Raw genomic sequence first — 24,489 nt, 5'->3', positions numbered from 1 at the left:
TAATGATATATGGTATGTAGCATGGTAACGTACAAATTAACCATGTTTTTAAAAAAGTAAGTTCTAAAAAGTGGGGAACGCTTGATTTTATAATGAATATTAGAAAATTTATGTCATGGAGGTAATAATAAATGATTAATATTATATCGGCTATTGGCTCGATTGGAACTTTTGTCATGGCTTTGTTTTACTTTGTATCAGTAAGTATACAACTTTATCAAATGAAGATTAGTTTTATACCGGCGTTAAGCTTCAATCAGATTCTTGTTACACGTGAGAAGGGTCAATTACAACTTACCAATACAGGTATTGATAGTGAGTCTGAACAAGATTATATGAAATTATATAATCTTGGTGGTGGGGCTGCTAAAAATATAAAAGTTGAAATTTACCTAGGTGATGATGATGTATTGCAACGTAAATATATTAATATATTACCTAGTAAAGAGGGATATTTATTGCCAATTAATAAGGATGTATATTCTGAAATAGAAAATACAATAAAAAATGAAGGCTATGATTCGAATTTAAATATCAAGATAACATATAAACATAATGTGAGTAGAAAGGAACAATATTTACACTTGAACGGGAAGATTGATAGCTTTAATACGTATAATGATAAATCTGTTTATGAACTACAATTTTTCTAGTTGTTAAGTCTTTAAAATAATTTGTATTAAAACATTTCAATATAGCGTTGCTTTAATTTAGTATGAACATTCAAATTGAAGCAACGTTTATTTATTGTCATATCAATAAATGAGGTGAATTGTTTTGTGCGATTGAATTTTTTAGCTTAAACTTGTATATGAAATTAATATTTGGAGTGACAAAAGATGATAAATGTAAAAGCACCAAATTCTTTATTTTTAGAACAGCAGGAGGCAAGTCACGCGATATTGCTGTTACATTCTTTTACCGGTACGATAAGAGATGTGAAGTTATTAGCGAATAAATTACATAAAGTAGGCTATACGTGCTATGTACCAGCATATGAAGGTCATGGTTTGTTATTAGAAGATTTACTAGAGTACAATACGGATGATTGGTTGAAAACGGCACAAGCTGGCTATCGCTTTTTACAAGAGCAAGGGTATCAACAAATCAGTGTTTGTGGTGTGTCATTAGGTGGTATCTTATCGTTGAAATTAGCGGAAACGACTGATGTGCACTCAGTAGTTGTCATGTCGACACCATTTAGTAAAGATGATGCAGGATTAGAAGCGCGCTTAACATATTATTGCCAACGCATGGGTGATTTAGTAGGGTTATCTGAGGAAGAGGTAACCAGACAATTGACGATGATTGAAAGTTATCATGCACAGTTACAGAAATTTAAATTGCTCGTAGATGAAGTGATGGCAAATTTAGAAGATATTACTGCACCGATTGCAATTAAATATGGAGAACAAGACGAACAGTCCTATGCAAAGAGTGCAAATTACATTTATGAACATATTAAACATAATGACAAGGAAATTTCTGGATATCCACATTCGAAACATCTTATGACGCATGGAGAGGGGCGCCCAGATGTAGAACGGGATATTATTGCTTTCTTAGAAGATTATGAATAAAAAATACAAATGAGTGTAAATATCATGGATCTTATTGGTTTGAATCTAAGCTCAACAAAAAAGACAATTACTATTATCGGTGAAGATAAAGTAGTAATTGTCTTTTATTAATTAGTAGCATATTTTTGTCTTTAGCATGTTAAGTGCGAACTATGCATTACTTAGCATTTAAGACGCTATACTGCTTTACTTTCTCCAAAATGAATCACAGTTCTGTTTATCATCAATATTAAATTGGATAATATCTTGTAATAAATTAAAATCAATATCCTGTGTCCATTTTATTTTGAATAAATTATTGGTTTGTGAATACCCTGCATTTGTAATGCGTTCAGAAAAATGGGACATAGTTTTCGCTTCAGGTGCGATTGAGAAATGTTGTTTAGCCTTACTAAACGCTATGATAAATGTGCCATGATCAGTATACATAGGTTGGTTCCACTTCACAGTTGTCTCTAGTTTTGGAAATGTGTCATTCATCCATTGAAATACTTGGATCATGGTGTCTTTTTGAGAATCTGTTTCTAAAGTATTGAGAAATGATTTAAATAAGTCCAAGTAAATGTCAGCTCCTTTTAAAGTGAAATAATTATATCTTTACATGTAAATGTGTAATATTTCTTTGATTATAGCATAACAGAATGGGCTAGTAACACCGCTTATGGTAAATAGCGTGATTTCAAATAATATATAGTAATCATGTTGTTTAAATTAATTCATAATAGATAGACAAAAGGTATCAAGTCTTGAATATGTTAAATGAGTAATTCAAGGATCTTGATACCTTTAAGAGTTGCTCTAAATGCCACGGTTAAGTGCTTTGTTTTGCGCACTAGTTTGAGCTTGTTACCGAAATAGACAGTTAGATAAGTTATTGTGTTGTTGTGGTGGTTACACCGTTACTTTTCGTTTTTTATGTTGAAATAATGCATCAATAATTAAGCCGATAATAAGTAATAGGATAAATGGCAATAACCATGCGAGTTGGATATCGGCTAATGGTAATGCATGATATAAATTTGAGATGGCTGAACTTAACTTAAAGTCACTAACAATTTGTAATACTGAAATAATTAAAGTGACTATAGTTGGTAAAATATACGCAAATTTTAAATCAAATGGTATGAAAATACTCACTAATGAAATAATTACCAATACGATAGAAGTTGGGTAGATGAACGTCAATAGTGGTACTGCAATTTGTAAAATTAAGTCTAAACCTAGTGTAGAAACTAAGAAACCTAATAATGAAAAGATAAGTACAAACATTTTATATGAAATTTTAGGCAGTTTTTTCATGGCGAAAGCCGCACATGCATTGACTAGACCGACGCAAGTTGTTAAACATGCGAGTATAACAATGATACCGAAAATTAAATTACCTAGTGAGCCAAATACACGTAATGAGTTAAAAGTTAAAATGCCTGTGCCATCTTTGAAACCAGCGTGACTCGTTGTTGCTCCAACATAAGCAAGTGCAAAATAGATTAATAATAATAAGATAGCAGAAATAAGACCTGCTTTAATTACATTTTTTACTAATGTACGATGATCTTCGATGCCATGCATTTTAAACATTTGTACAATCACAACTGAAAATGCCAATGCGGCTACGAGATCCATTGTGAAATAACCTTGTAAGATTCCTGATACGACTGGTGTTTTCGCATAGTCACCAGTTGCTTGTCCGATTGATCCTTCTGGATTAAAAATAACGAGTATGCACAGGATCGCAATTATAATAATTAATATAGGTGTTAGATATTTTCCTAAATTATCTATAATTCGGCTAGGATATAATGCGATAAAGTATACAACAAAGAAAAATATAACAGAGAATATGATTAAAGTTGCATGGTTATGTACAGGTAAAACATGGTTCGTACCTATTTCATATGCTACATTGGCAGCTCTTGGGATGCCGTAAAGTGCACCTATTGATAAATATATACATACTGCAAAAATAGTGCCGAATATTGGATGTACTTTATTACCAATACTCTCCACGCCACCATTCATATATGCGACAACAATGACGGTTAAATAAGGTAATAAAATACCAGTTATTGCAAAGCCGCCCATCGCAATCCACATATTATCTTGGGCAGTATAGCCAAGCATCGGTGGGAAAATTAAATTTCCAGCCCCAAAGAAAAATGAAAATAACATGAGACCAGACATTAATATTAGTTTATTCATTATGATTACCTCAATTTCAAGGATATTTACTTGCGCAAAACACAAAATACTTTAACACAGAATACCATTTAATTCAATGAAGTTTCAGACAATTTCTAATATTTAAAGTATTACAACTACATATAGTCACAAATTGTACATTTTCAGCGAGAATTAGGGCTATAAAAGAGTAAATGAAGGTATGTCATTTTTGTGTTAATAAAAACGCTATTGAGCCGAAAGTAGAAAAATGATATAGTATAATCTATATCGCTAAAACGCTTTAACGCAATAAAGTTTTGTAAAATATAAAGGATGTAGGGTTATGAGTAAACAATCACAATGGAAGTCTTCAACTGGCTTTATATTAGCTAGTGCAGGCTCTGCAATAGGACTAGGCGCAATGTGGAAATTCCCATATATGGCAGGTATATATGGCGGTGGCGCCTTTTTATTAATGTTTTTAGTATTTACAATTTTTGTAGGTTTACCATTATTAGTTATGGAATTTACTGTTGGTAAAATGGGACAAACATATACCACTAAAATTTATGAGAAATTAACACAAAAAAGATGGTTGAATATCATTGGTTGGAACGGTAATTTAGCTGTTTTTGTATTGTTTGGTTTTTACAGTGTTATTGGTGGATGGATTATCATTTATATATTTAATGTAGCACTGCAATTATTATCATTCCAAGGTGGTAAACTTGGAGATATTCAATTTGAATCCATTATTGGAAGTCCGTTATTGACGATAATAGGACAAGGTGTGTTTATCTTGTTAACTATGATTATAGTCATGATGGGCGTTGAAAAAGGACTAGAAAAAGCTTCGAAATTTATGATGCCTTTACTATTTATCTTCTTAATTGTCATAGTTATAAAATCATTGACGTTAGGTGGTTCAATGGAAGGGTTGAAATTTATATTACAACCTCGTGTTGAAGATATCACTATGGAAGGTATCTTGTTTGCTTTAGGTCAATCATTCTTTACACTTTCACTTGGAACTACAGGTATGATTACGTATGCGAGCTATGCTTCAAAAGAGATGCCGATTAAAACATCTGCAGTATCTATTGTAGCGATGAATATATTGGTGTCAGTACTTGCAGGGCTAGCTATTTTCCCAGCAATTGCAGCATTTGGTTACAAGCCAACGGATGGCCCAGGTTTATTGTTTAAAGTATTGCCAAAAGTATTTGATCAAATGGCTCTTGGTTCTACATTCTATTTTATCTTCTTGATATTATTCTTGTTTGCTGCGTTAACGTCTTCTATTTCATTATTAGAGTTGAACGTATCTAACTTCACTAAAAATGATAACAGTAAAAGAAAATCGGTATCATTTTATGCTAGTTTATTAGTATTTATTATCAGTATTCCAGCAACACTATCCTTCAGTAGTTTGAGTGGTATTCATTTTGCAGCGGGTACAATTTTCGATAATATGGATTTCTTAGTATCAAATATTTTAATGCCATTAGGTGCATTAGGGACAACGCTCGTTGTAGGTCATGTGCTTAGCAAAGAAGATTTAGTTGAACACTTTGGTAAAGATAAATTTAAATTGTTTGCACCGTGGTATTACTTAATAAAATTTGTATTGCCGATTGTAATCATTTTGATATTTGTTGTTCAATTTATTTAAAGATAACACTCTATTTTATTAATAGTTATAGGTAGGTGCCGACAAAGTATTGCGCTTTGTTGGCACTTTTTTATATGCAGTTGATGACGGTTAAATTCGACTAAAACTTTGTAGTAGTTTATTAATAAAGAATTTACTTCAGTAAAATGAGTATGAAGTATATTGAATCAATCGTTGCAAATTAAATTAGCTAAATATGTTGTTTAAATCAGCAATAAACTGGTAATAGTTGTATAAAATTAAATTGTGTCATTTCATTGACATTTAACTATCAGTTTAGTACAATTTTAATAAATTATTTATTAGAAGCAATTAATTGTTAATTATAGTATACGAATATATAAATTATAGATTAATACTTTTAATAAATAAAATTTTTCTTTGTAAATGTAAGCGTTTTCTAAAGGAGGTAAAATTATGGAAGCTCTCATCGGAAAGTTTTTTGAATTATTACCACGCTTCATCGTTAATTTATTTATTTAAAATGCGTTGGGTTTTAAGAGTGTAATTTTGAATATTTTTAAGAGGTGTCTAAGATGGAGAAAAAACAAAATAAATACAGTATCAGAAAATTTAGTGTTGGTGCATCGTCAATCCTCATTGGAGCTTTATTATTTTTAGGGGCAGGAACTGCACAAGCTGCTGAAGAAGAGCAACAACAAGTTGACGCTACACAATCTAAGCAAGAAGTGAATACTAATACTTCTTTATCAGACGAATCGAATCAAAATAATACGCAAGATATAAACCAAGAAAACAGTAAAGATGCAACTACTGAGTCATCGTCACAAAAGGATGTACATAATGCACAAGATGTGGCTGCAGAAAGTGATTTAACCACTAACGATGTAAATCCAAAATACAACGAACAAGATAAAGCAGATACAGCAACAAAAGATCAACAGACAGAAGGAACATCAAAAGAGAATCAAACAAAATCAACAGAATCACCAGTAGATCCAGAATACAACGAACAAGATAAAGTAGATACAGCAACAAAAGATCAACAGGCAGAAGGAACAACGAAAGAGGACCAAACAAAATCAACAGAATCACCAGTGGATCCAGAATATAACGAACAAGATAAAGTAGATACAGCAACAAAAGATCAACAGGCAGAAGAAACAACGAAAGAGGATCAAACAAAATCAACAGAATCACCAGTGGATCCAGAATATAACGAACAAGATAAGGTAGATACAGCAACAAAAGATCAACAGGCAGAAGGAACAACGAAAGATACACAAGAGCAAACTTCAACTAACCAACAGAGTAAAGTAGAACGTCCACAAAATGTAATTCAAGATAATAAATTAACTCAAACAAATAATGCAAATGTAGCTAATGAAGATATAGTTGCGACCCAAGATAATACTGGCGTGGAAGCAGATAACCAACAAGTTGTGTCAGAAAAGGTTGATAGCAGTCAACAAAATGATACTGTATCACTTGAACAACTTCAAAGTGAATTACAATCTACAGATAGCTCACAGGATAATAGTAAAGATGAAGATTCTACTTCAACACTAAAAGCACTCAAAGACAGTGCAGTAGCTACTGTACCAAAACAAACACAACAAACAAGTGAACAAACAAATGAACAACCTACTAAAACAGCAAAACAAGGTCAATATAAGAATGATGATCCAATTATTTTAGTGCATGGTTTCAACGGTTTCACAGATGATATAAATCCACCAATCCTTTCACATTATTGGGGTGGAGATAAACTAAACATTAGACAAGATTTACAAGACAATGGTTATGAAACGTATGAAGCAAGTATTGGGGCGTTGAGTAGTAACTATGACAGAGCTGTTGAATTGTATTATTACATTAAAGGTGGAACAGTAGATTACGGTGCTGCTCACGCTGAAAAATATGGACACGAACGTTACGGAAAAACATATGAGGGTGTCTACAAAGATTGGCAACCAGGACAAAAAGTACATTTGGTAGCGCATAGTATGGGTGGTCAAACAGTTAGACAATTAGAAGAATTACTGCGCAATGGTAATCCAGAGGAAATTGCTTACCAGAAAGAACACGGTGGTGAAATTTCACCACTTTATCAAGGTGGCAATGATAATATGATTACTTCGATTACTACGCTTGGTACACCACATAATGGAACAGTTGCGTCAGATGAATTAGGTAATGAAGCATTTATTAGACAGGTTGTTTATGATTATGTGAAATTTAAAGGTAACACAGATTCACATTCTGATTTTGGTCTAAACCAATGGGGATTAAAACAAAAAGAGGGCGAATCTTATTTAGATTACGTTAAACGTGTACAAAATAGTAAGTTATGGAAAACGCAAGACAATGGTTTATATGATTTAAGTACAGAAGGTGCTGCAAAATTAAATGCTAATACTTCTCTCAATCCAAATATTGTCTATAAAACATATACAGGTGAATCTACAAGACCGACATTATTTGGCCGTCAGAAATCTGATTTAAATATGTTCTTACCATTTACGCTTACTGGTAATATCATTGGTAAAACAGCTAATACGTCATGGAGAGAAAATGATGGACTTGTATCTGTTGTTTCATCTCAACATCCAAATAATCAAGCATATGTTGATGCTACTGATGAAATTCAAAAAGGTGTTTGGCAAGTAACACCAGTAAGACATGGTTGGGATCACGTTGACTTTGTTGGACAAGATGCTACTGACCCAACTCACGATAGCGTGGAATTACAACAATTCTGGCACGGTATCGCCGATGAATTAGTAAGAAGTGAACAATTAGACGCCTAAAATAACAAGTATAAATTAAGAAAGAGGGATTAACATGACTGGAGATATTTTCGAATTATTAGGTTCATTATTTAATGTACTTAAGACATTATTTTCATAATTATAATCAATAGGGTAGCTAATCACAGCTACCCTATTTTTATTGGGTATCTTCGTATTGTTGGCTCGCTTTCCTAGGGGGCAGCAGCTTGTCCTGTTCCCACAGGAGTCTCGCCAACATACTTTAAAATGATTTGTGATGTTTAATTACCATCTGCTTAAATTTTCTTACTAAATTTAACTTTATAGTGTTGCCATACCAATTATTAAATATTTGAAATATTATCTACTACCAATTTTATTCAATATCTAGTATTGTTGGCTCACTTTCATAGGGGAGAGCTTCAGGCTGTAGTCTTCAGCTTGTCTTGTTCCATCAGGAGCCTCAGGAGTCTCGCCAACATACTCGTGGTATTAATCCGTATTATTTCAAAAAAATATTGAAAAAGGCAATTTCTATATTATTTCAATAGAAATTGCCTGCTTATACTTGTCCGAAAACTTTATGTCTCAGACGCTTGCATAGTCGAAAAACAAAATGTTTCAGCTATTTAAGTATGATTAACTATAAATTATTTAGAGAAAGTTTCGATTAATTTTTTGATGATATCGATGATGAATTCCATTATTGTTTCACCCCTCTTTATCTTTGTTAACTTAAGTCTAATATAATTGAGTTTTATTGTGTTGTATACTTCTTAAGTTGTGATATTTTATGCGAAATTGAATAAAATTTACATTTTTTTACAGTTTTGAATTCGAAACTGTATTGTTCTAAATTTATTTAATAAAAAAACACATTAACTACAACCGTTGGAAGGCGATAGTTAATGTGTGATGTTGAAAGTATATTGATTATAAAGGTAATTATTCTGTTGTTGCACCTTTGGATGCAGAAGAGACAAGTTTAGCATATTTTGCTAGTGCGCCCTTAGTTGCTTTCAGTGGTGGTGCTTGCCATTTTTCGCGACGGCGCTTGAGTTCATCTTCGCTAACATCAAAGCTGATTTCTAATCGTTCGGCATCAATTGTAACGATGTCATTTTCTTCAAGTAATGCCATAGGTCCACCTACTTGAGACTCAGGTGCGGCATGGCCGATAACTAAGCCGTGGGAACCACCAGAAAATCTACCATCTGTAACCAATGCTACAGATTCGCCTAATCCTTTTCCTACTAATATTGATGAAGCAGATAACATTTCAGGCATACCAGGTGCTCCTTTTGGACCAGCATAACGAATGACGATAACATCTCCTTCATTAATTTGATTATTTAAGATTGCTTTCGTCGCAGCTGGTTCAGAATCGAATACACGAGCAGGACCTTTAATATATGTGACACTTAAACCAGAAATTTTTGCTACAGCGCCTTCAGGAGCAAGGTTACCCTTTAAAATAACAAGTGGACCGGTTGGATATTTTGGATTGTCGAAATCAATAATTGATTTATTGTCCGTTAATGGCTCTTGGTCAGCTAAATTTTCTGCTACTGTTTTACCTGTAACAGTCATACAATCACCGTGAATCAAGCCTTTGTCGTAAAGTAACTTCATTACAGCTGGGATACCGCCAACTTCATCTAAATGCGCCATTACATACTTTCCGCTAGGACGTAAGTCGGCAATATGTGGCACACGTTTACGAACCTTTTCGAAATCATCGAGTGTTAAATCAACATCTGCTGATTGTGCGATTGCAAGTAAGTGTAGAATTGCGTTGGTTGAGCCTCCTAACGCCATTACAATTGTTATAGCATTTTCGAATGCTTCTTTAGTCATGATATCTTTTGGATAGATTCCTTGCTCTAACAATCGGTAAACTGCTTTACCTGCAGCGCGACTGTCCTTTGCTTTATTTGCAGAAACAGCAGGATGCGAGGCACTTCCAGGTAAGCTCATACCCATCGCTTCAATCGCAGATGCCATTGTATTAGCAGTGAACATACCGCCGCAAGATCCAGCACCAGGACAAGCTGCACATTCTACTTTATGCAGTGCTGCGTCGTCAATTTCTCCGTTATTATATTGTCCCACACCTTCAAATGCGGATACTGCATCTACATCTTTGCCATCTAATTTTCCAGGTAAAGTGGTGCCTCCGTAAACAAATACGGCTGGTAAATTCAAACGCGCAATGCCTATCATACAACCAGGCATATTTTTATCGCAACCACCAATCGCAACTAAAGCATCTAAGTTTTCAGCGCTAATTACCGTTTCGATAGAATCTGCAATTATTTCACGACTTGGTAATGAAAAACGCATGCCATCTGTACCCATCGAGATACCGTCGGACACTGTAATTGTGTTGAAAATAAGTGCGGATGCATCCGATTCATTGACACCTTGCTTTGATGCGCGTGCTAACTTATCGATATGCATGTTACATGGTGTTACTTCACTCCATGTACTCGCAATACCTATCATCGGTTTATTGAAATCTTCATCTTCGAAGCCTAATGCCCGTAAATATGAACGATTTGGCGTTCTACTAACACCTTCACTTATAGCTTTACTTCTAATACGTAAATCTTTATTTGCACTTTGTTCAGTCAAATAATTACCCCCCAGTAATGATTCGAGTTATATCTGCAAAAGTTTAATTATTTTTAAGATAAGTAAAAACATAATGCAAGTTGTTATTCTTTCTATTGATGTTATACATTTCTTTACCCGTATCTGTTTTTATTAAAGGAAAATGAAAGAATCGATAGTAAAATTATTGGTTTTTATGATTGAATTTAAAGATAAAAATTAAATTGTGATAAAGATATTCGGAATTATATTACAAAATGCTATGAAATTAGTGTAATATTTTGAAATGAAACTTAGACAAAGTTAATCGTGGTGTATGTTTAGTGTGAATTTAGAATAATTCATCTTTGTAATAATAATGTCATATAAAATTTATACTAAAATACAATTTCTAGTTGTATAATTAAGTAGTGAAAAATTGTACACAAGATGAAAGAGATATATTGGGAGGTTTACAATTAGTGCGTAAAAAAATTCTTGCAACGGTAATTGGGAGTAGTGCGCTAGCTGCGGTTGCTACAACGTCAAACGCAGAAGCTGCTACAACTTATAAGGTGAAGAGCGGAGATTCACTTTGGTCAATAGCGAATAAGTTTAATATTTCAGTATCTAAATTGAAATCATTAAATAATTTATCTTCAAATGTTATATTCCCTAACCAAACATTAAAAGTTTCGGGGACTACAAGCTCAAGTACATCATCAACAAGTACTTCATCAGGAACTACATATACAGTGAAATCAGGGGATTCATTATCTGCAATTGCTGCAAAGTATGGTACAACATATCAAAAAATAATGAGTTTAAACAACTTATCAAACTATAACATATACCCAGGTCAGACATTAAAGATTTCAGGTAGTACGTCAACATCTACAGGAAGCACTGGTGGAACGAGTACAAGTGGTTCAACAACGTATTATACAGTAAAATCAGGAGACTCATTATCTGCAATTGCTGCAAAATATGGCACAACATATCAAAAAATAATGAGCTTAAATAACTTATCGAATTATAATATTTATCCAGGACAAAGATTGAAAGTTTCGGGTACAGCTACAAGCGGTTCATCAAGTTCAGGTTCGACATCAGGTTCAACTAGCTATAATACCCCTATATTCAACCATTCTAATTTGTATGATTGGGGTCAATGTACTTGGCACGTATTTAACAGAAGAGCAGAAATTGGTAAAGGTATTAGTACTTATTGGTGGAATGCAAATAATTGGGATACTGCTTCTGCTGCTGATGGTTACACAGTAGATCATAAAGCGACAGTTGGTTCAATATTACAATCAGATGCTGGATATTATGGTCATGTTGCTTTTGTAGAATCTAAAAATTCTGATGGCAGCATTACAGTTTCAGAAATGAATTACAGTGCTTCTCCAGGTATTAAAACGTATAGAACGATTCCTGCTTCACAAGTGAGCGCTTATAAGTATATTCATTAATTACTATATATTAAAGAAAGACTCCTAACTACTAGGTGAATGATGTATTCACTTAGTGCTAGGAGTCTTATTTATTGTTATGCTCACTCGAATACTTAGTTGTTTAGAGTTAAGATGTTTGCTTACGTAGAGATTTAATACGTCTAGCAGTTGTGAATAATGTGCTAGTTAAAGTAAATGCTGAAAATAGTTTAGCGAATTTCTTCGGTGATTTTAAGGCAGTATAAAAATCAAGTACAGCACTGACGCTCGAAATTGCCATGCTCGCATAAATTAATTTTTTATTTTTAGATTGATATGCATACCAATTAAATCCTTCGACAGCTACGCCAACAAAATTGACAGTATTAGAAATACGATTAAGTTTAGTTTTTTTAGCCATTCTAGAAGCCTCCATTGTTTGTATTAATAAGTATCGCTCAATATTATAGCATTTTTGCTATAAAATAAGTTTGATAATTAAGGTTATTTTAAAAAACTTGCTACGTGTGAATATTGAAGTATGATAACATAAGCTAGAATTGTTTAAAAATACTTTGTCTAATAAACCTAGGATGTATGAAGGAGTGTAAAGTGATGATTAGATGTGTGTGCTTAGTCATAGAACAGGATGACCAACTATTACTAGTGCAAGCTAGGCATCGTGAAAAATATTATTTTCCGGGAGGTAAGATCGACCCTGGAGAATTACATATTCAGGCATTGCAAAGAGAAATACAAGAGGAATTACAAATGACGCTTGCAGAAACTGATATAGAGTATATGACTACGATTATAGGTGATGCATATCCTCAGCCGAATACGCAAACAGAGTTGAACTTATTTAGACTTATAGCAGATGTAGATTGGGAGAAATTAAATCCTGCTCAAGAAATTACTGATATGCAATGGATTGATGTTTCGGCACGAGATCAAATTGCACCTGCAGTATTGAAATGGATTGATTATTCTAGAGGAAGCAACAATGTTGCAGCGGCACCAAGTGGCATTGCTTTAATACCGTATAATGAAGATTTATATGAAGCGGTTGAAGGTATAACATTAAAAGCTGAAGACAATCAATTTACAAAAACGCCTATAGAAAATATTAGACTTGCACAAATAGATTCAGAGCGACATCCAACCTTGGTTTTTAATGCGCAACAGCAATGTGTGGGGTTCTTTACGTTGCACGAAGGTGATGGTGTACGTCCGTATTCAAGCAATGTTGCTGAAAGCATCTTCTTTAGATCGTTTAGTATTGATGTAAGATATCGAGGTATGGGGTATGCCAAATGCATAATAGAAGAACTTGAAAGGTATGTACGTAGCTATTTCCCACATGTTAAATCTATTTATTTAACTGTTAATAATGATAATGAAATCGCTCGAAAATTATATGCTGCTTGTAATTATGAACACGAAGGTGACAGTTTATTAGAAGGGCGACCAGTCTATAATATGATGAAAAAAATAGTATAATTCGTTAAAGTGCGTCATGAAATCTAACACATAGTGTTATTTTACATGACGCATTTTTGCTATTGCTTTAATTTGGGGGTATGATGCATTGCAAAGGAGTGATGTAAATTGAATCTAAATGATACGCTGTTTTTATTCTTATGTACTTTATTGGTTTGGTTGATGACGCCTGGGTTGAGTTTGTTTTATGGTGGATTAGTCCAATCGAAAAATGTCTTGAATACTGTAATGCAAAGTATGTCGGCGATTGTTGTGGTGACTTTTGCTTGGATTATACTTGGCTTTAGTTTAGGGTTTGGTTCAGGAAATCGAATCCTAGGGGATGTTACATATTTAGGATTACAACATGTTGGCTTTAACACACAAGCAGATATTTCACCGCATATACCATTGGCATTATTTATGTTATTTCAATTAATGTTTTGTACGATTGCGGTATCCATATTGTCTGGGTCTATTGCTGAAAAGATGAAGTTTATTCCGTACTTAATATTTGTATTTTTATGGGTTATCTTAGTTTATAGTCCAGTTGCTCATTGGGTCTGGGGCGGCGGTTGGATTGATGAATTAGGTGCTATAGATTATGCAGGTGGTACAGTGGTTCATATTACATCAGGTGTATCTGGGTTGGTATTGGCGATTATGATAGGTGCAGGGAAAAACTTTGATAAACGTCCGCCACATAACCTAATCATTACACTGATAGGTGCCATTCTTGTTTGGGTCGGTTGGTATGGATTTAATGTAGGAAGTGCTTTGACATTTGATAGTATTGCGATGACATCGTTTGTGAATACGGTCATTGCTGCTAGTGCAGGTGCACTTGGCTGGTCTGTAATGGAGCATATCATGAAAAAGACAACAAGTTTAATTGGAATGTTATCAGGAATGTTAGCTGGTTTGGTAGCAATTACGCCAGCTGCAGGCTTCGTTGGCTATATGAGCGCAATTATTATCGCACTTATTGGAGGAATTTGTTGCTACTTTGCAATTAATTATATAAAGGTTAAATTGAAATATAATGACGCTTTAGATGCATTTGGCATTCATGGTATAGGCGGAGTGGTAGGCGCTATATTAACGGGCGTATTCCAATCACATAAAGTGAATGAAAGTGTGACTAATGGTTTGGCATTTGGTGGGGGAATTGAAACGGTGTGGGTACAAATTGTTGCAGTTGTCGTAACGATTATATTTAGTGGTGTACTCACATTTGTTATTGCAAAAGTAATCGGGCTATTTAGTGCTTTAGGAACAGATGAAGTGGAAGAAGCTCAAGGCTTGGATTATGTAGTTCATGGAGAGCGTGCATATTTTAGTGGTGAATTTGGAGAACGGGATTATTTCAGTGGAGAGTTGAATAAGTTTAATAGACGACCATAAATATATGAAATGTAAAAAGGGAATATTCTACCTAATGGACAGTATTACAACGAGCGCATTCAAATAAATACGGGAATCATAACGGGAGTATGGTGACGGAACAATACAAAATAATACAACATGAACAAAATCGTCTCTCGAGCATAAGGAATAAGCTAGAGAGACGATTTTTTTATTATAATTAAGATTCACTTTCTTGTTCATGGCGTTGTTGCTGCTTGATTAATATTGCAGATAACCATGCAGTGATAGGAATGCTGATTGCAACAGCGATACCACCAAGTAAGATTGAAATAAATTCTTGAACAAAGATTTTTGAGTTGATGATATGTCCAAATGAATAATTTAGTTTGAAGAACCAAAAGAACAATGTCAGTTGTCCGCCAAAGTATGCTAGATAAATTGTATTTGCTGATGTGGCTAATATTTCACGTCCTACACGCATACCAGAATGGAATAAATCGCTTTGACTGAGTGTAGGGTTCGCTCTATTCAACTCATACATTGGAGAACTAATAGTTATGGCTAAGTCGATAACAACTGCGATTACGGCAAGCACAATGGTAAATACCATAAATTTCACCATATCAATACCGATATTCATGGAAAAGATATAAGTTTCATCTTGTTGTTCGGTTGCGAAACCTTGCAAATGGCCAATAGCAACTGAAAGATAAATACCGATGATTAATATCACTGTAGTTAGGATCGTGGCATAGAATGCAGCCTTTGTTTTTGTATTGTAACTATTGAGTACAAATAAATTACAACAAGCGATAACGATACAGAAAACCAATGTAACGATATAAATGGGTGCGCCAAACATAATGATAATAATCGATAATAATAAAATGACAAAATTTAAAAATAATGTCAGATAAGATACGAGTCCTTTTTTACCGCCGAAAACCAACATCAAAATCAATAATATAATACCTAAAATTGTAGTGACACTCATTACTTCGCACCTCGCAGTTTAAACCATAATTGCATCAATACAATGGTTATTGGGATGGTCAAGACAATTCCAATTCCGCCTGTGATCGCTCTCGAAATTTCTAATGACCAGTTCATAGAAATTGTATAGGTAATCGTATTACCATTTTTTAAATAAATGAGGAGCATTGCTAAGCTGCCTGACAAATATGAAAATAATAGAATGTTTGTCATGGTGCCCATAATATCTTGCCCTATATTTCGGCCAGCCAATGCCCATCTAGTCATGCTGATATCAGGTGTTCGACGCAAGATTTCATGCATGCCACTTGCAATAGTAATGGCGACATCCATTACTGCTCCTAGAGAACCTATCAGAACTGAAGAAAGAAATACTTCTTTAGGTGGTAAGGTTAAAAAGCTCATTGTTTCAAATTTTAAGCCCTTGCCATCTGTCAGTTCGATAACTAACTGAGTAATGCCAATACAGATGAAAGTACCGAGCAAGGTGCTGACTATGGTGATTAAGGTTCGCCATTGCCATCCGGTAACCAGTAGTAATGTCAAAGTTGTAGATATAATAATGCCGATGCTTACTAATAAGAATAAACTGACATTAGGTGAATGATTGTGAATCATAATAGCTAAGATGACTACGCCAGAGTTGATTACTAAGGATACTAAAGATTGTAAACCAATCTTTCTACCAACAAGCAATACGGTTAACAAGAAGATGCCAGTAACTGCAACTGTGAGACTGTCGCGTTTCTTCTCAGTGATATAGGCATCGTTTGGATGTTTATCAATGTGCAATAGTACTTTATTATGTTTTGAAAATGCTTCGCTATCGGCTTGAGAAGCTATGTAAGTATTTTCAATGGTTGCTGTTTTACCTTCGAACTGTCCGTTTAAAATTTTAATCGTCAATAATTGCTTGTGTTTGATATCACGATTGTGATGTTCATCGGTTACTTTGGAAGTTGATTTGTTTTCCACTTTCGTAATTTCTCCAATTGTATTGTGGTAGAATTTATCATTTACAAAAGTAAATAGAAATAAGCCGATGAAAATGACACAAAACACTAAGATAACCCAGTTGAAGGGGTGTTTAAAAAATGAATTCATCTTCATAGTTGTATTCCAATCCTCTCTCTATAGACAATGTGATTATACGCCCGTAAAAAAATGAATTCAAAGATTTATATGTTTGATTAATCGTTATAATAATTTAATGATAGGTTGCACTTCTACTCAACAATTGCTCGATCGTCGATTGCATCAGTTGTATATCATTCTTTCGATTATCTTTACGCATCACGCTACAAATTGTACGTTTAAGTTCGGTGTGATTCAATGGTATATCAACCCATTTGCTAGGGTTACGCTCTAAAAAATGATACGTCGCAGTGATAATATAACCACGTTCGTGATTTAATAAATATTGAGCGAGTTGCGGATGTGTTACAGTTCGGATTGGCTTTTCTACTATATTGCTTAATGTTTGTCTAATATTGTTTGGTAATGGATAAAATTCGTAAATTGATTTAGTTGAGAATTGAACTAACGGTGGATTGGTTGCCATTGTGATGGGGTCATCTTTAGGTGCGTAGATATGATAGTTCTCTTCGAACAATGGATTAGTCTTTAGGCGTTGATTCTGTTTGACGTCGTTAGTTAAATCCGTAAAGCCAATATCGATTTGATCTGTTAATAAGGAGCTAATGATTTCACCTTCTTCCATTAAGATTGGTTCGATAATGGATTCACTTTTATTCTCAAATGATTGAATTAATAAAGTTAATACTTGAGAGATATAACTTTCGACATAGCCAATACGAATTATATAGTGGTTTGAGCGTGACTGTTCGTGAAATAGGCGTTTTGTTTCATCTAATTGTTCAATAATTTTCGTGGCTTCTGAAAATAATTGTTTGCCAGAATCTGTGAGATAAATGTTACGACCTTCTCTTTTAAATAATGTAACTTGCAATTCTTCTTCTAACTGAGTAATTTGTCTACTAATTGCTGATTGCGCGATATCTAATTCAAGTGCTGCCTCAGATAAATGTTCACGTTTGGCAACTTCTATAAAGTACTTTAATTGCTTTATCTCCAATATTTAATCCCCCATTAATCAACTATTGTTCTATTAATTAGAATGATATCATCTAATTTATATATTGAACAGATTAATTTACTGCTATATAGTTTACTTACTTATTTAATATTCAGAATTTTCGTAAAAGAGGTGAACATCATGCTCGAATATAATAAAAAATTGGGCTTATATGATAGTCGTGAAGAACATGATGCATGTGGTATAGGATTTTATGCCAATATGGATAATAACAGAAATCATGATATCGTTGAAAAATCATTAGAAATGTTACGTAGACTAGATCATCGTGGCGGTGTTGGAGCTGACGGCGTTACAGGTGATGGGGCAGGTATTATGACTGAAGTGCCTTATGACTACTTTTCAAAATATACAGATTTAGAATTACCAGCAGAAGGTCATTACGCAGTAGGTATGTTTTTTGCTAAAGAAAAAATAGCCGGTTCTAATCATGAAGCACAATTTAATGCGCATTTTGAAGCGGAAGGTTTATCAGTAATTGGCTATAGAGATGTGCCTGTAGATGTGACGGCGATTGCACCACACGTTGCAGCAACAATGCCGCATATTCAACAAGTATTCGTTGCTTTAAATGATGTTTCACATGTAGAACGCATGCTTTTTTTAGCTCGTAAACAAATCGAAAATTATGCAAATCAACAAGATTTGGATTTATATTTTACTAGTTTGTCTAATAGAACAATTGTTTATAAAGGTTGGTTACGTTCAGACCAAATTAAAGCATTATACTTGGATTTAAATCATGAAGCTTATGTTTCTAAGTTAGGTTTGGTGCATTCTAGATTTAGTACTAATACATTTCCAAGTTGGAAACGTGCGCATCCAAATAGATTATTAATGCACAATGGTGAAATCAATACGATTAAGGGTAACGTCAATTGGATGAGAGCAAGACAAAACGAATTAATCGAAACTGTATTTGGTGCTGAAAAAGATAAAGTTAAAGAAATAGTTGATGAAGATGGTAGTGACTCTGCTATTGTAGATAATGCATTAGAATTCTTATCATTAGCTATGGAACCTGAACGTGCTGCTATGCTGATGATTCCAGAACCATGGTTATATAATAAGGCAAATGATGCGAATGTACGTGCATTTTATGAGTTCTATAGTTATTTAATGGAGCCTTGGGATGGACCGACGATGATTTCTTTCTGTAACGGGGATAAAATTGGTGCATTAACTGACCGAAATGGTTTGCGTCCAGGACGTTATACAATTACGAATGATAACTATATCGTCTTTTCATCAGAGGTTGGTGTAATTGATGTACCGGAGGAAGATGTTGCTTTTAAAGGTCAATTAAATCCAGGTAAGTTATTACTCGTAGACTTCAAAGAAAATAAAGTCGTTGAAAATAATGAACTTAAGGCACGTATTGCAGATGAATTGCCGTATGAAAGTTGGTTGGAGCAATTTTCAGTTGATTTAAAATTAGATCAAGTGAAATATGAAGCGTCTGATTGGACGGAAGAGACATTAACTAAATTACAAAAGCAATTTGTTTACACTAAGGAAGAAATGGACAAATACATGACCGAATTGGTAGAAAGTAAGAAAGATCCAATCGGTGCGATGGGCTACGATGTGCCGATAGCTGTGTTAAATGAAAAAGACGAAACGTTGTTTAACTATTTTAAACAACTCTTTGCACAGGTTACCAATCCGCCAATTGATGCTTATCGTGAAAAAATAGTAACAAGTGAGTTGAGCTATCTTGGTAGTGAAGGTAATTTATTAGAGCCAAATGAAGATGTCTTGAACAGAATTCAACTGAAAAAACCTGTCATTACTGAAAGTCAATTAGCAACGATTGAAAATAGTAGATTTAATGTGAAACATTTATCTACTATATATAGTGAAGATCTTGAAACAGCATTGGAAAAATTAGGTGAACAAGCAATTCATGCTGTCCAAGAAGGTAATGAAATCTTGGTGCTAGACGATAGAGTACTTGCATCTGAAGATGGCTACGCAATGCCTATGCTGTTAGCTCTTAGCCATATTCATCAGTTGTTAATAAGAGAAGGCTTACGTATGCGTACGAGTTTGGTTGCTTTATCAGGTGAAACAAGAGAAGTGCATCATGTTGCTTGCTTATTAGGTTATGGGGCAAATGCAGTCGTACCTTATTTAGCACAAAGAACGATAGAACAATTAGTGCTAAATAAACGTATCGATGGTGAAGTTGCTGAAAATGTGCAAGCTTATACCGATACATTATCTGAAGGTGTCATTAAAGTGATGGCTAAGATGGGTATATCAACAGTGCAAAGTTACCAAGGTGCTCAAATTTTTGAGGCTATTGGTTTATCTGATGAAGTAATCGATAAATACTTTACGGGAACACAATCTAAATTATCTGGTATTTCAATAGATATGATAGACCGTGAGAATAAAGCGAGACAAACGCCGAAAAGTGAATATATTGAATCAGGCAGTACATTCCAATGGCGTCAGCAAGGTCAACATCACGCGTTTAATCCGACTTCAATTCATTTATTACAACATGCTTGTCGCTCGAATGACTATGCAAAATTCAAGCAATTTTCAACTGAAGTAAATCATAAACGTACAGACCATATCCGACATTTAATGGAATTTAAGACACAAGAACCAATTGATATTAGTCAAGTAGAACCGGCAAGTGAGATTGTTAAGCGTTTCAACACTGGAGCGATGAGTTATGGTTCTATTTCGGAAGAAGCACACCAAACATTAGCAGAAGCTATGAATCGTATGGGTGGTAAGAGTAATAGTGGTGAAGGTGGGGAAAACCCAGAACGCTATACTATAGATGAAGAAGGTCGCGATCATTCAAGTGCCATCAAGCAAGTTGCATCAGGTAGATTCGGTGTTACAAGTGATTATTTACAACATGCAAAAGAAATACAAATCAAAGTAGCTCAAGGTGCGAAGCCAGGTGAAGGTGGACAGTTGCCAGGTACAAAGGTATATCCTTGGATTGCTGAAGTCAGAGGGTCAACACCTGGTATTGGTTTGATTTCACCACCACCACACCATGATATTTATTCAATAGAAGATTTGGCTCAGTTGATTCATGATTTGAAAAATGCGAATAAAGAAGCGAATATCACAGTGAAACTTGTTTCTAAAACGGGTGTCGGCACAATAGCTGCAGGTGTTGCAAAAGCCTACGCCGATAAAATTGTTATCAGTGGCTATGACGGTGGTACAGGTGCTTCACCTAAAACAAGTATTCAACATGCTGGGGTGCCATGGGAAATTGGTCTTGCTGAAACGCATCAGACTTTAATGATGAATGATTTAAGATCTAGAGTGAAAGTGGAAACAGACGGTAAATTACTGACTGGTAAAGATGTTGCTTATGCTTGTGCGCTTGGTGCAGAAGAATTTGGTTTCGCAACAGCACCACTTGTGGTGTTAGGTTGTATTATGATGCGCGTGTGCCATAAGGATACATGTCCAGTAGGTATAGCAACACAAAACCAAGACTTGCGTGCTTTGTATAATGGTCGTGCAGATCATGTCGTTAACTTTATGCACTTTATCGCTGAAGAGCTAAGAGAAATATTAGCAGAATTAGGTTTGAAATCAGTAGAAGAATTAATTGGTAGAACAGATTTGTTACAACGTACAGGCAACTTGGCTTCGCGTCGACCTAAAGCTGCGGCGATGGATGTTGAAGCATTATTGTATCAGCATGAAGGTGATCGCTTTAAGAAAATTGAACAAGATCATCATCTTGATGTCAGTCTAGACATGACGAGACTATATCCTGAAGCGCAAGAGGCAATTGAGCAAGGTGGCACATTTACAGGTGAATATGTATTAAATAATGAACAGCGTGACGTTGGTGTAATTACGGGCAGTGCAATAACAAGAGTGCATGGTACAGCAGGATTACCTGAGGATTCTATTTATGCTAAAACAACTGGCCATGCTGGTCAAAGTTTAGCGGCATATACACCAAAAGGCTTTACAGTGCATCATACTGGTGATGCCAATGACTATGTAGGTAAAGGCTTATCTGGCGGTAAAATTATTATCAATGCACCTAATAAACAACGCGAACAAGAAATTATAGCCGGAAATGTTTGTTTCTATGGTGCTTCTGAAGGTAAAGCATTTATCAATGGTAAAGCAGGAGAACGTTTCTGTATTCGTAATAGTGGTGTCCAAGCAGTTGTCGAAGGCATAGGAGATCATGGTTTAGAGTATATGACTGGTGGACGTATTGTGATCCTTGGTGATGTTGGTAAGAACTTTGGCCAAGGTATGAGTGGAGGCGTAAGTTATATCTTCCCATCAGACGTTAAACAGTTTAAGAAAGAACATAAGTTAGATACGCTTGATTTCGATGCTATTACGGTAAAGGAAGAACGCTCAGTATTAAAAGAGATGCTAGAAGCACATGTTAAATATACCGATAGTACCAAAGCGAAAGAGATATTAGCAGATTTTGATAATATTGCTGATAAAGTTGTAAAAGTGATACCTAAAGATTACAAATTAATGATGCAAAAAATAGATTTACAAAAACGTAATTCAAGTCAATTAGATGAAGCTTTATTAAAAGCATTTAATGACAAACGCACACATATTGAATCAGAACAACAATTGAGTGCCGTTTATTAATCGTAGAGGGGGGATTTATCATGGGTGAATTCAAAGGATTTATGAATTATGAAAAACAACAACTACATGAATTGTCACTAGTTGATCGTTTAAATAATCACGAAGCTTTTCAACAAAGATTTACCAATGAGGAAGCGGCTGAACAAGGGGCGCGCTGTATGGATTGTGGCACACCATTTTGTCAGACAGGTGAACCGTTTGGTAGAGAGACGATAGGTTGTCCTATTGGTAACTATATTCCTGAATGGAATGATCTCGTGTATAGACACGATTTTAAAACGGCATATGAACGTTTGAGCGAAACAAATAATTTTCCGGAATTTACAGGGCGTGTTTGTCCAGCTCCATGCGAGCAGTCATGTGTCATGAAGATTAATCGTGAATCTGTAGCTATTAAAGGTATTGAGAGAACAATTATTGATGAAGCTTATGAAAATGGATGGGTACAACCGACAATTCCGACTGAACGAAAAAATGAAACGGTCGCAATTGTTGGGAGTGGTCCAGCTGGTTTGACTGCTGCAGATGAGTTGAATAAATTAGGTTACAATGTAACTGTTTATGAACGTGCGCATGAAGCAGGTGGTCTATTGATGTATGGTATACCAAATATGAAATTGGATAAAGATGTGATTCGTCGTAGAATTAAAATTATGCAAGATTCAGGTATTGAGTTTGTAACTGATACGGAAATTGGTGTCGACATCAGTAGAGAGGAATTAAATGAACGTCACGATGCTATTATTCTTTGTACAGGATCGCAAAATGCAAGAGATTTACCATTAGAAGGACGTATGGGTCAAGGTATTCACTTTGCTATGGATTATTTGACTGAACAAATGCAAGTATTGAATGGTGAATTGAGTGAACCTACAATCACAGCTGAAGGCAAAAATGTTATTGTTATCGGTGCCGGTGATACAGGGGCAGACTGTGTTGCAACTGCATTACGTGAAAATTGCAAGTCAATTGTTCAATTTAACAAATACACAAAACAACCAGAAGAAATAGAATTTGATGAAAATACGTATTGGCCATTGGCAATGCCGGTATTTAAAATGGATTATGCACATAAAGAATATCAATCACGCTTTGGTTTTGAACCACGTGCATACGGTGTACAAACAATGCGTTATGATGTGGATCACATTGGAAATATTAAAGGTGTATATACTCAAATTTTAGAAGAAACGGATGAAGGCATGGTCGTTGTTGATGGGACAGAACGCCATTGGCCTGCTGACTTAGTATTATTATCTATTGGCTTTATTGGTACAGAAACAACAGTTCCTCATGCGTTTGATATTCAAACTGAACGTAATAAAATCGTTGCTGATAATAAAGATTTTAGAACGAATCAACCTCATATCTTTGCTGCTGGTGACGCAAGAAGAGGTCAAAGCCTTGTCGTATGGGCGATTCAAGAGGGTAGAGCTGTAGCGAATTCAGTTGATGAATATTTGAAAGAAAAAACACTGGTGTAACACAAAAAAATGTTTGACTTTTATGACGGGCTATAATATTATAATTATTGTGTTCGTTTGGAGGAATACCCAAGTCCGGCTGAAGGGATCGGTCTTGAAAACCGACAGGGGCTTAACGGCTCGCGGGGGTTCGAATCCCTCTTCCTCCGCCATTGTTTTTTAAAACCAAGACTAATAAATAGATTTGACCACCACTTAATATGTATTAAGTGGTGGTCTTTTTTGTCTGCAGTGAAAGATGTATAACAGGTTGAACG

16 protein-coding genes, 1 tRNA gene and 1 pseudogene are annotated in these 24,489 nt (G+C 34.8%); 11 read left to right on the top strand and 7 right to left on the bottom strand.

The window, feature by feature from the left end; all coding sequences use genetic code 11:
• The first annotated feature begins 131 nt into the window (after positions 1 to 131).
• Positions 132 to 653, top strand: coding sequence for a hypothetical protein (locus JN168_RS12505; protein WP_229366847.1), 522 nt, complete (start codon positions 132 to 134; stop codon positions 651 to 653).
• A 186-nt stretch (positions 654 to 839) separates the two neighbouring features.
• Complete coding sequence (locus JN168_RS12500) at positions 840 to 1,580, top strand: alpha/beta hydrolase (RefSeq protein WP_042737564.1); 741 nt, start codon at positions 840 to 842, stop codon at positions 1,578 to 1,580.
• 186 nt (positions 1,581 to 1,766) lie between these two features.
• On the opposite strand, the gene JN168_RS12495 is transcribed toward JN168_RS12500, so the two are convergent.
• Positions 1,767 to 2,138 (bottom strand): iron chaperone, encoded by a 372-nt coding sequence (locus tag JN168_RS12495; protein ID WP_042737563.1) that lies wholly within the window; start codon positions 2,136 to 2,138, stop codon positions 1,767 to 1,769.
• A gap of 333 nt (positions 2,139 to 2,471) precedes the next feature.
• Positions 2,472 to 3,779, bottom strand: a complete 1,308-nt coding sequence (gene brnQ, locus JN168_RS12490) for a branched-chain amino acid transport system II carrier protein (protein ID WP_042737562.1) — start codon at positions 3,777 to 3,779, stop codon at positions 2,472 to 2,474.
• Between the two features lie 304 nt (positions 3,780 to 4,083).
• Here brnQ and JN168_RS12485 point away from each other — a divergent pair, with 304 nt between their 5' ends.
• On the top strand, positions 4,084 to 5,412 hold the full coding sequence (locus JN168_RS12485) for a sodium-dependent transporter (protein WP_042737561.1): 1,329 nt from the start codon (positions 4,084 to 4,086) through the stop codon (positions 5,410 to 5,412).
• Between the two features lie 536 nt (positions 5,413 to 5,948).
• Positions 5,949 to 8,183, top strand: coding sequence for a YSIRK-targeted triacylglycerol lipase (gene lip, locus JN168_RS12480; protein ID WP_279525934.1), 2,235 nt, complete (start codon positions 5,949 to 5,951; stop codon positions 8,181 to 8,183).
• Between the two features lie 906 nt (positions 8,184 to 9,089).
• Here lip and ilvD read toward each other — a convergent pair.
• Positions 9,090 to 10,778, bottom strand: coding sequence for a dihydroxy-acid dehydratase (gene ilvD / locus JN168_RS12475; RefSeq protein WP_042739928.1), 1,689 nt, complete (start codon positions 10,776 to 10,778; stop codon positions 9,090 to 9,092).
• A gap of 440 nt (positions 10,779 to 11,218) precedes the next feature.
• On the opposite strand from ilvD, the gene JN168_RS12470 reads away from it, so the two are divergent.
• Entirely contained in the window at positions 11,219 to 12,211 is a 993-nt protein-coding gene (locus tag JN168_RS12470) for a LysM peptidoglycan-binding domain-containing protein (RefSeq protein WP_042739929.1), read from the top strand.
• Between the two features lie 109 nt (positions 12,212 to 12,320).
• Here JN168_RS12470 and JN168_RS12465 read toward each other — a convergent pair whose 3' ends face one another.
• Entirely contained in the window at positions 12,321 to 12,593 is a 273-nt protein-coding gene (locus JN168_RS12465; RefSeq protein ID WP_042739930.1) for a hypothetical protein, read from the bottom strand.
• A gap of 194 nt (positions 12,594 to 12,787) precedes the next feature.
• On the opposite strand from JN168_RS12465, the pseudogene JN168_RS13990 reads away from it, so the two are divergent.
• The 3 genes and pseudogenes from JN168_RS13990 to JN168_RS12455 all read left to right on the top strand — a co-directional run.
• Positions 12,788 to 13,153: pseudogene (locus JN168_RS13990) on the top strand (NUDIX hydrolase); the annotation flags it as partial.
• A complete protein-coding gene (locus JN168_RS13985; RefSeq protein WP_306669275.1) occupies positions 13,142 to 13,672 on the top strand; it encodes a GNAT family N-acetyltransferase in 531 nt (176 codons plus the stop codon). The pseudogene JN168_RS13990 and the gene JN168_RS13985, both read left to right, overlap by 12 nt.
• A 108-nt stretch (positions 13,673 to 13,780) precedes the next feature.
• Positions 13,781 to 15,055: an ammonium transporter gene (locus tag JN168_RS12455; RefSeq protein WP_042739932.1), complete on the top strand. Its 1,275-nt coding sequence runs from the start codon at positions 13,781 to 13,783 to the stop codon at positions 15,053 to 15,055.
• 181 nt (positions 15,056 to 15,236) lie between these two features.
• Here JN168_RS12455 and JN168_RS12450 read toward each other — a convergent pair whose 3' ends face one another.
• From JN168_RS12450 to gltC, 3 genes are all read right to left on the bottom strand, one after another.
• On the bottom strand, positions 15,237 to 16,013 hold the full coding sequence (locus JN168_RS12450) for a YibE/F family protein (protein WP_042739933.1): 777 nt from the start codon (positions 16,011 to 16,013) through the stop codon (positions 15,237 to 15,239).
• A complete protein-coding gene (locus JN168_RS12445; protein ID WP_042739934.1) occupies positions 16,013 to 17,122 on the bottom strand; it encodes a YibE/F family protein in 1,110 nt (369 codons plus the stop codon). The genes JN168_RS12450 and JN168_RS12445 overlap by 1 nt, the downstream gene beginning before the upstream one ends.
• A gap of 97 nt (positions 17,123 to 17,219) precedes the next feature.
• The gene (gene gltC, locus JN168_RS12440; RefSeq protein ID WP_042739935.1) at positions 17,220 to 18,107 is read right to left on the bottom strand and encodes a glutamate biosynthesis transcriptional regulator GltC; all 888 of its coding nucleotides are present in this window, start codon (positions 18,105 to 18,107) and stop codon (positions 17,220 to 17,222) included.
• A gap of 141 nt (positions 18,108 to 18,248) precedes the next feature.
• On the opposite strand from gltC, the gene gltB reads away from it, so the two are divergent.
• The 3 genes from gltB to JN168_RS12425 all read left to right on the top strand — a co-directional run bounded on the left by gltB (position 18,249) and on the right by JN168_RS12425 (position 24,384).
• Positions 18,249 to 22,748, top strand: a complete 4,500-nt coding sequence (gene gltB / locus JN168_RS12435) for a glutamate synthase large subunit (RefSeq protein WP_229366852.1) — start codon at positions 18,249 to 18,251, stop codon at positions 22,746 to 22,748.
• 20 nt (positions 22,749 to 22,768) lie between these two features.
• Positions 22,769 to 24,232 (top strand): glutamate synthase subunit beta, encoded by a 1,464-nt coding sequence (locus JN168_RS12430; RefSeq protein WP_042739937.1) that lies wholly within the window; start codon positions 22,769 to 22,771, stop codon positions 24,230 to 24,232.
• Between the two features lie 59 nt (positions 24,233 to 24,291).
• Positions 24,292 to 24,384: transfer RNA gene (locus JN168_RS12425), tRNA-Ser, on the top strand.
• The last annotated feature ends 105 nt before the right edge of the window (positions 24,385 to 24,489 follow it).

The organism is Staphylococcus gallinarum, assembly GCF_029774255.1.
Lineage (GTDB): Bacteria > Bacillota > Bacilli > Staphylococcales > Staphylococcaceae > Staphylococcus > Staphylococcus gallinarum.
Note: the sequence above shows the minus strand (reverse complement) of the source record. Positions and strands in the feature narration are given on the sequence as shown.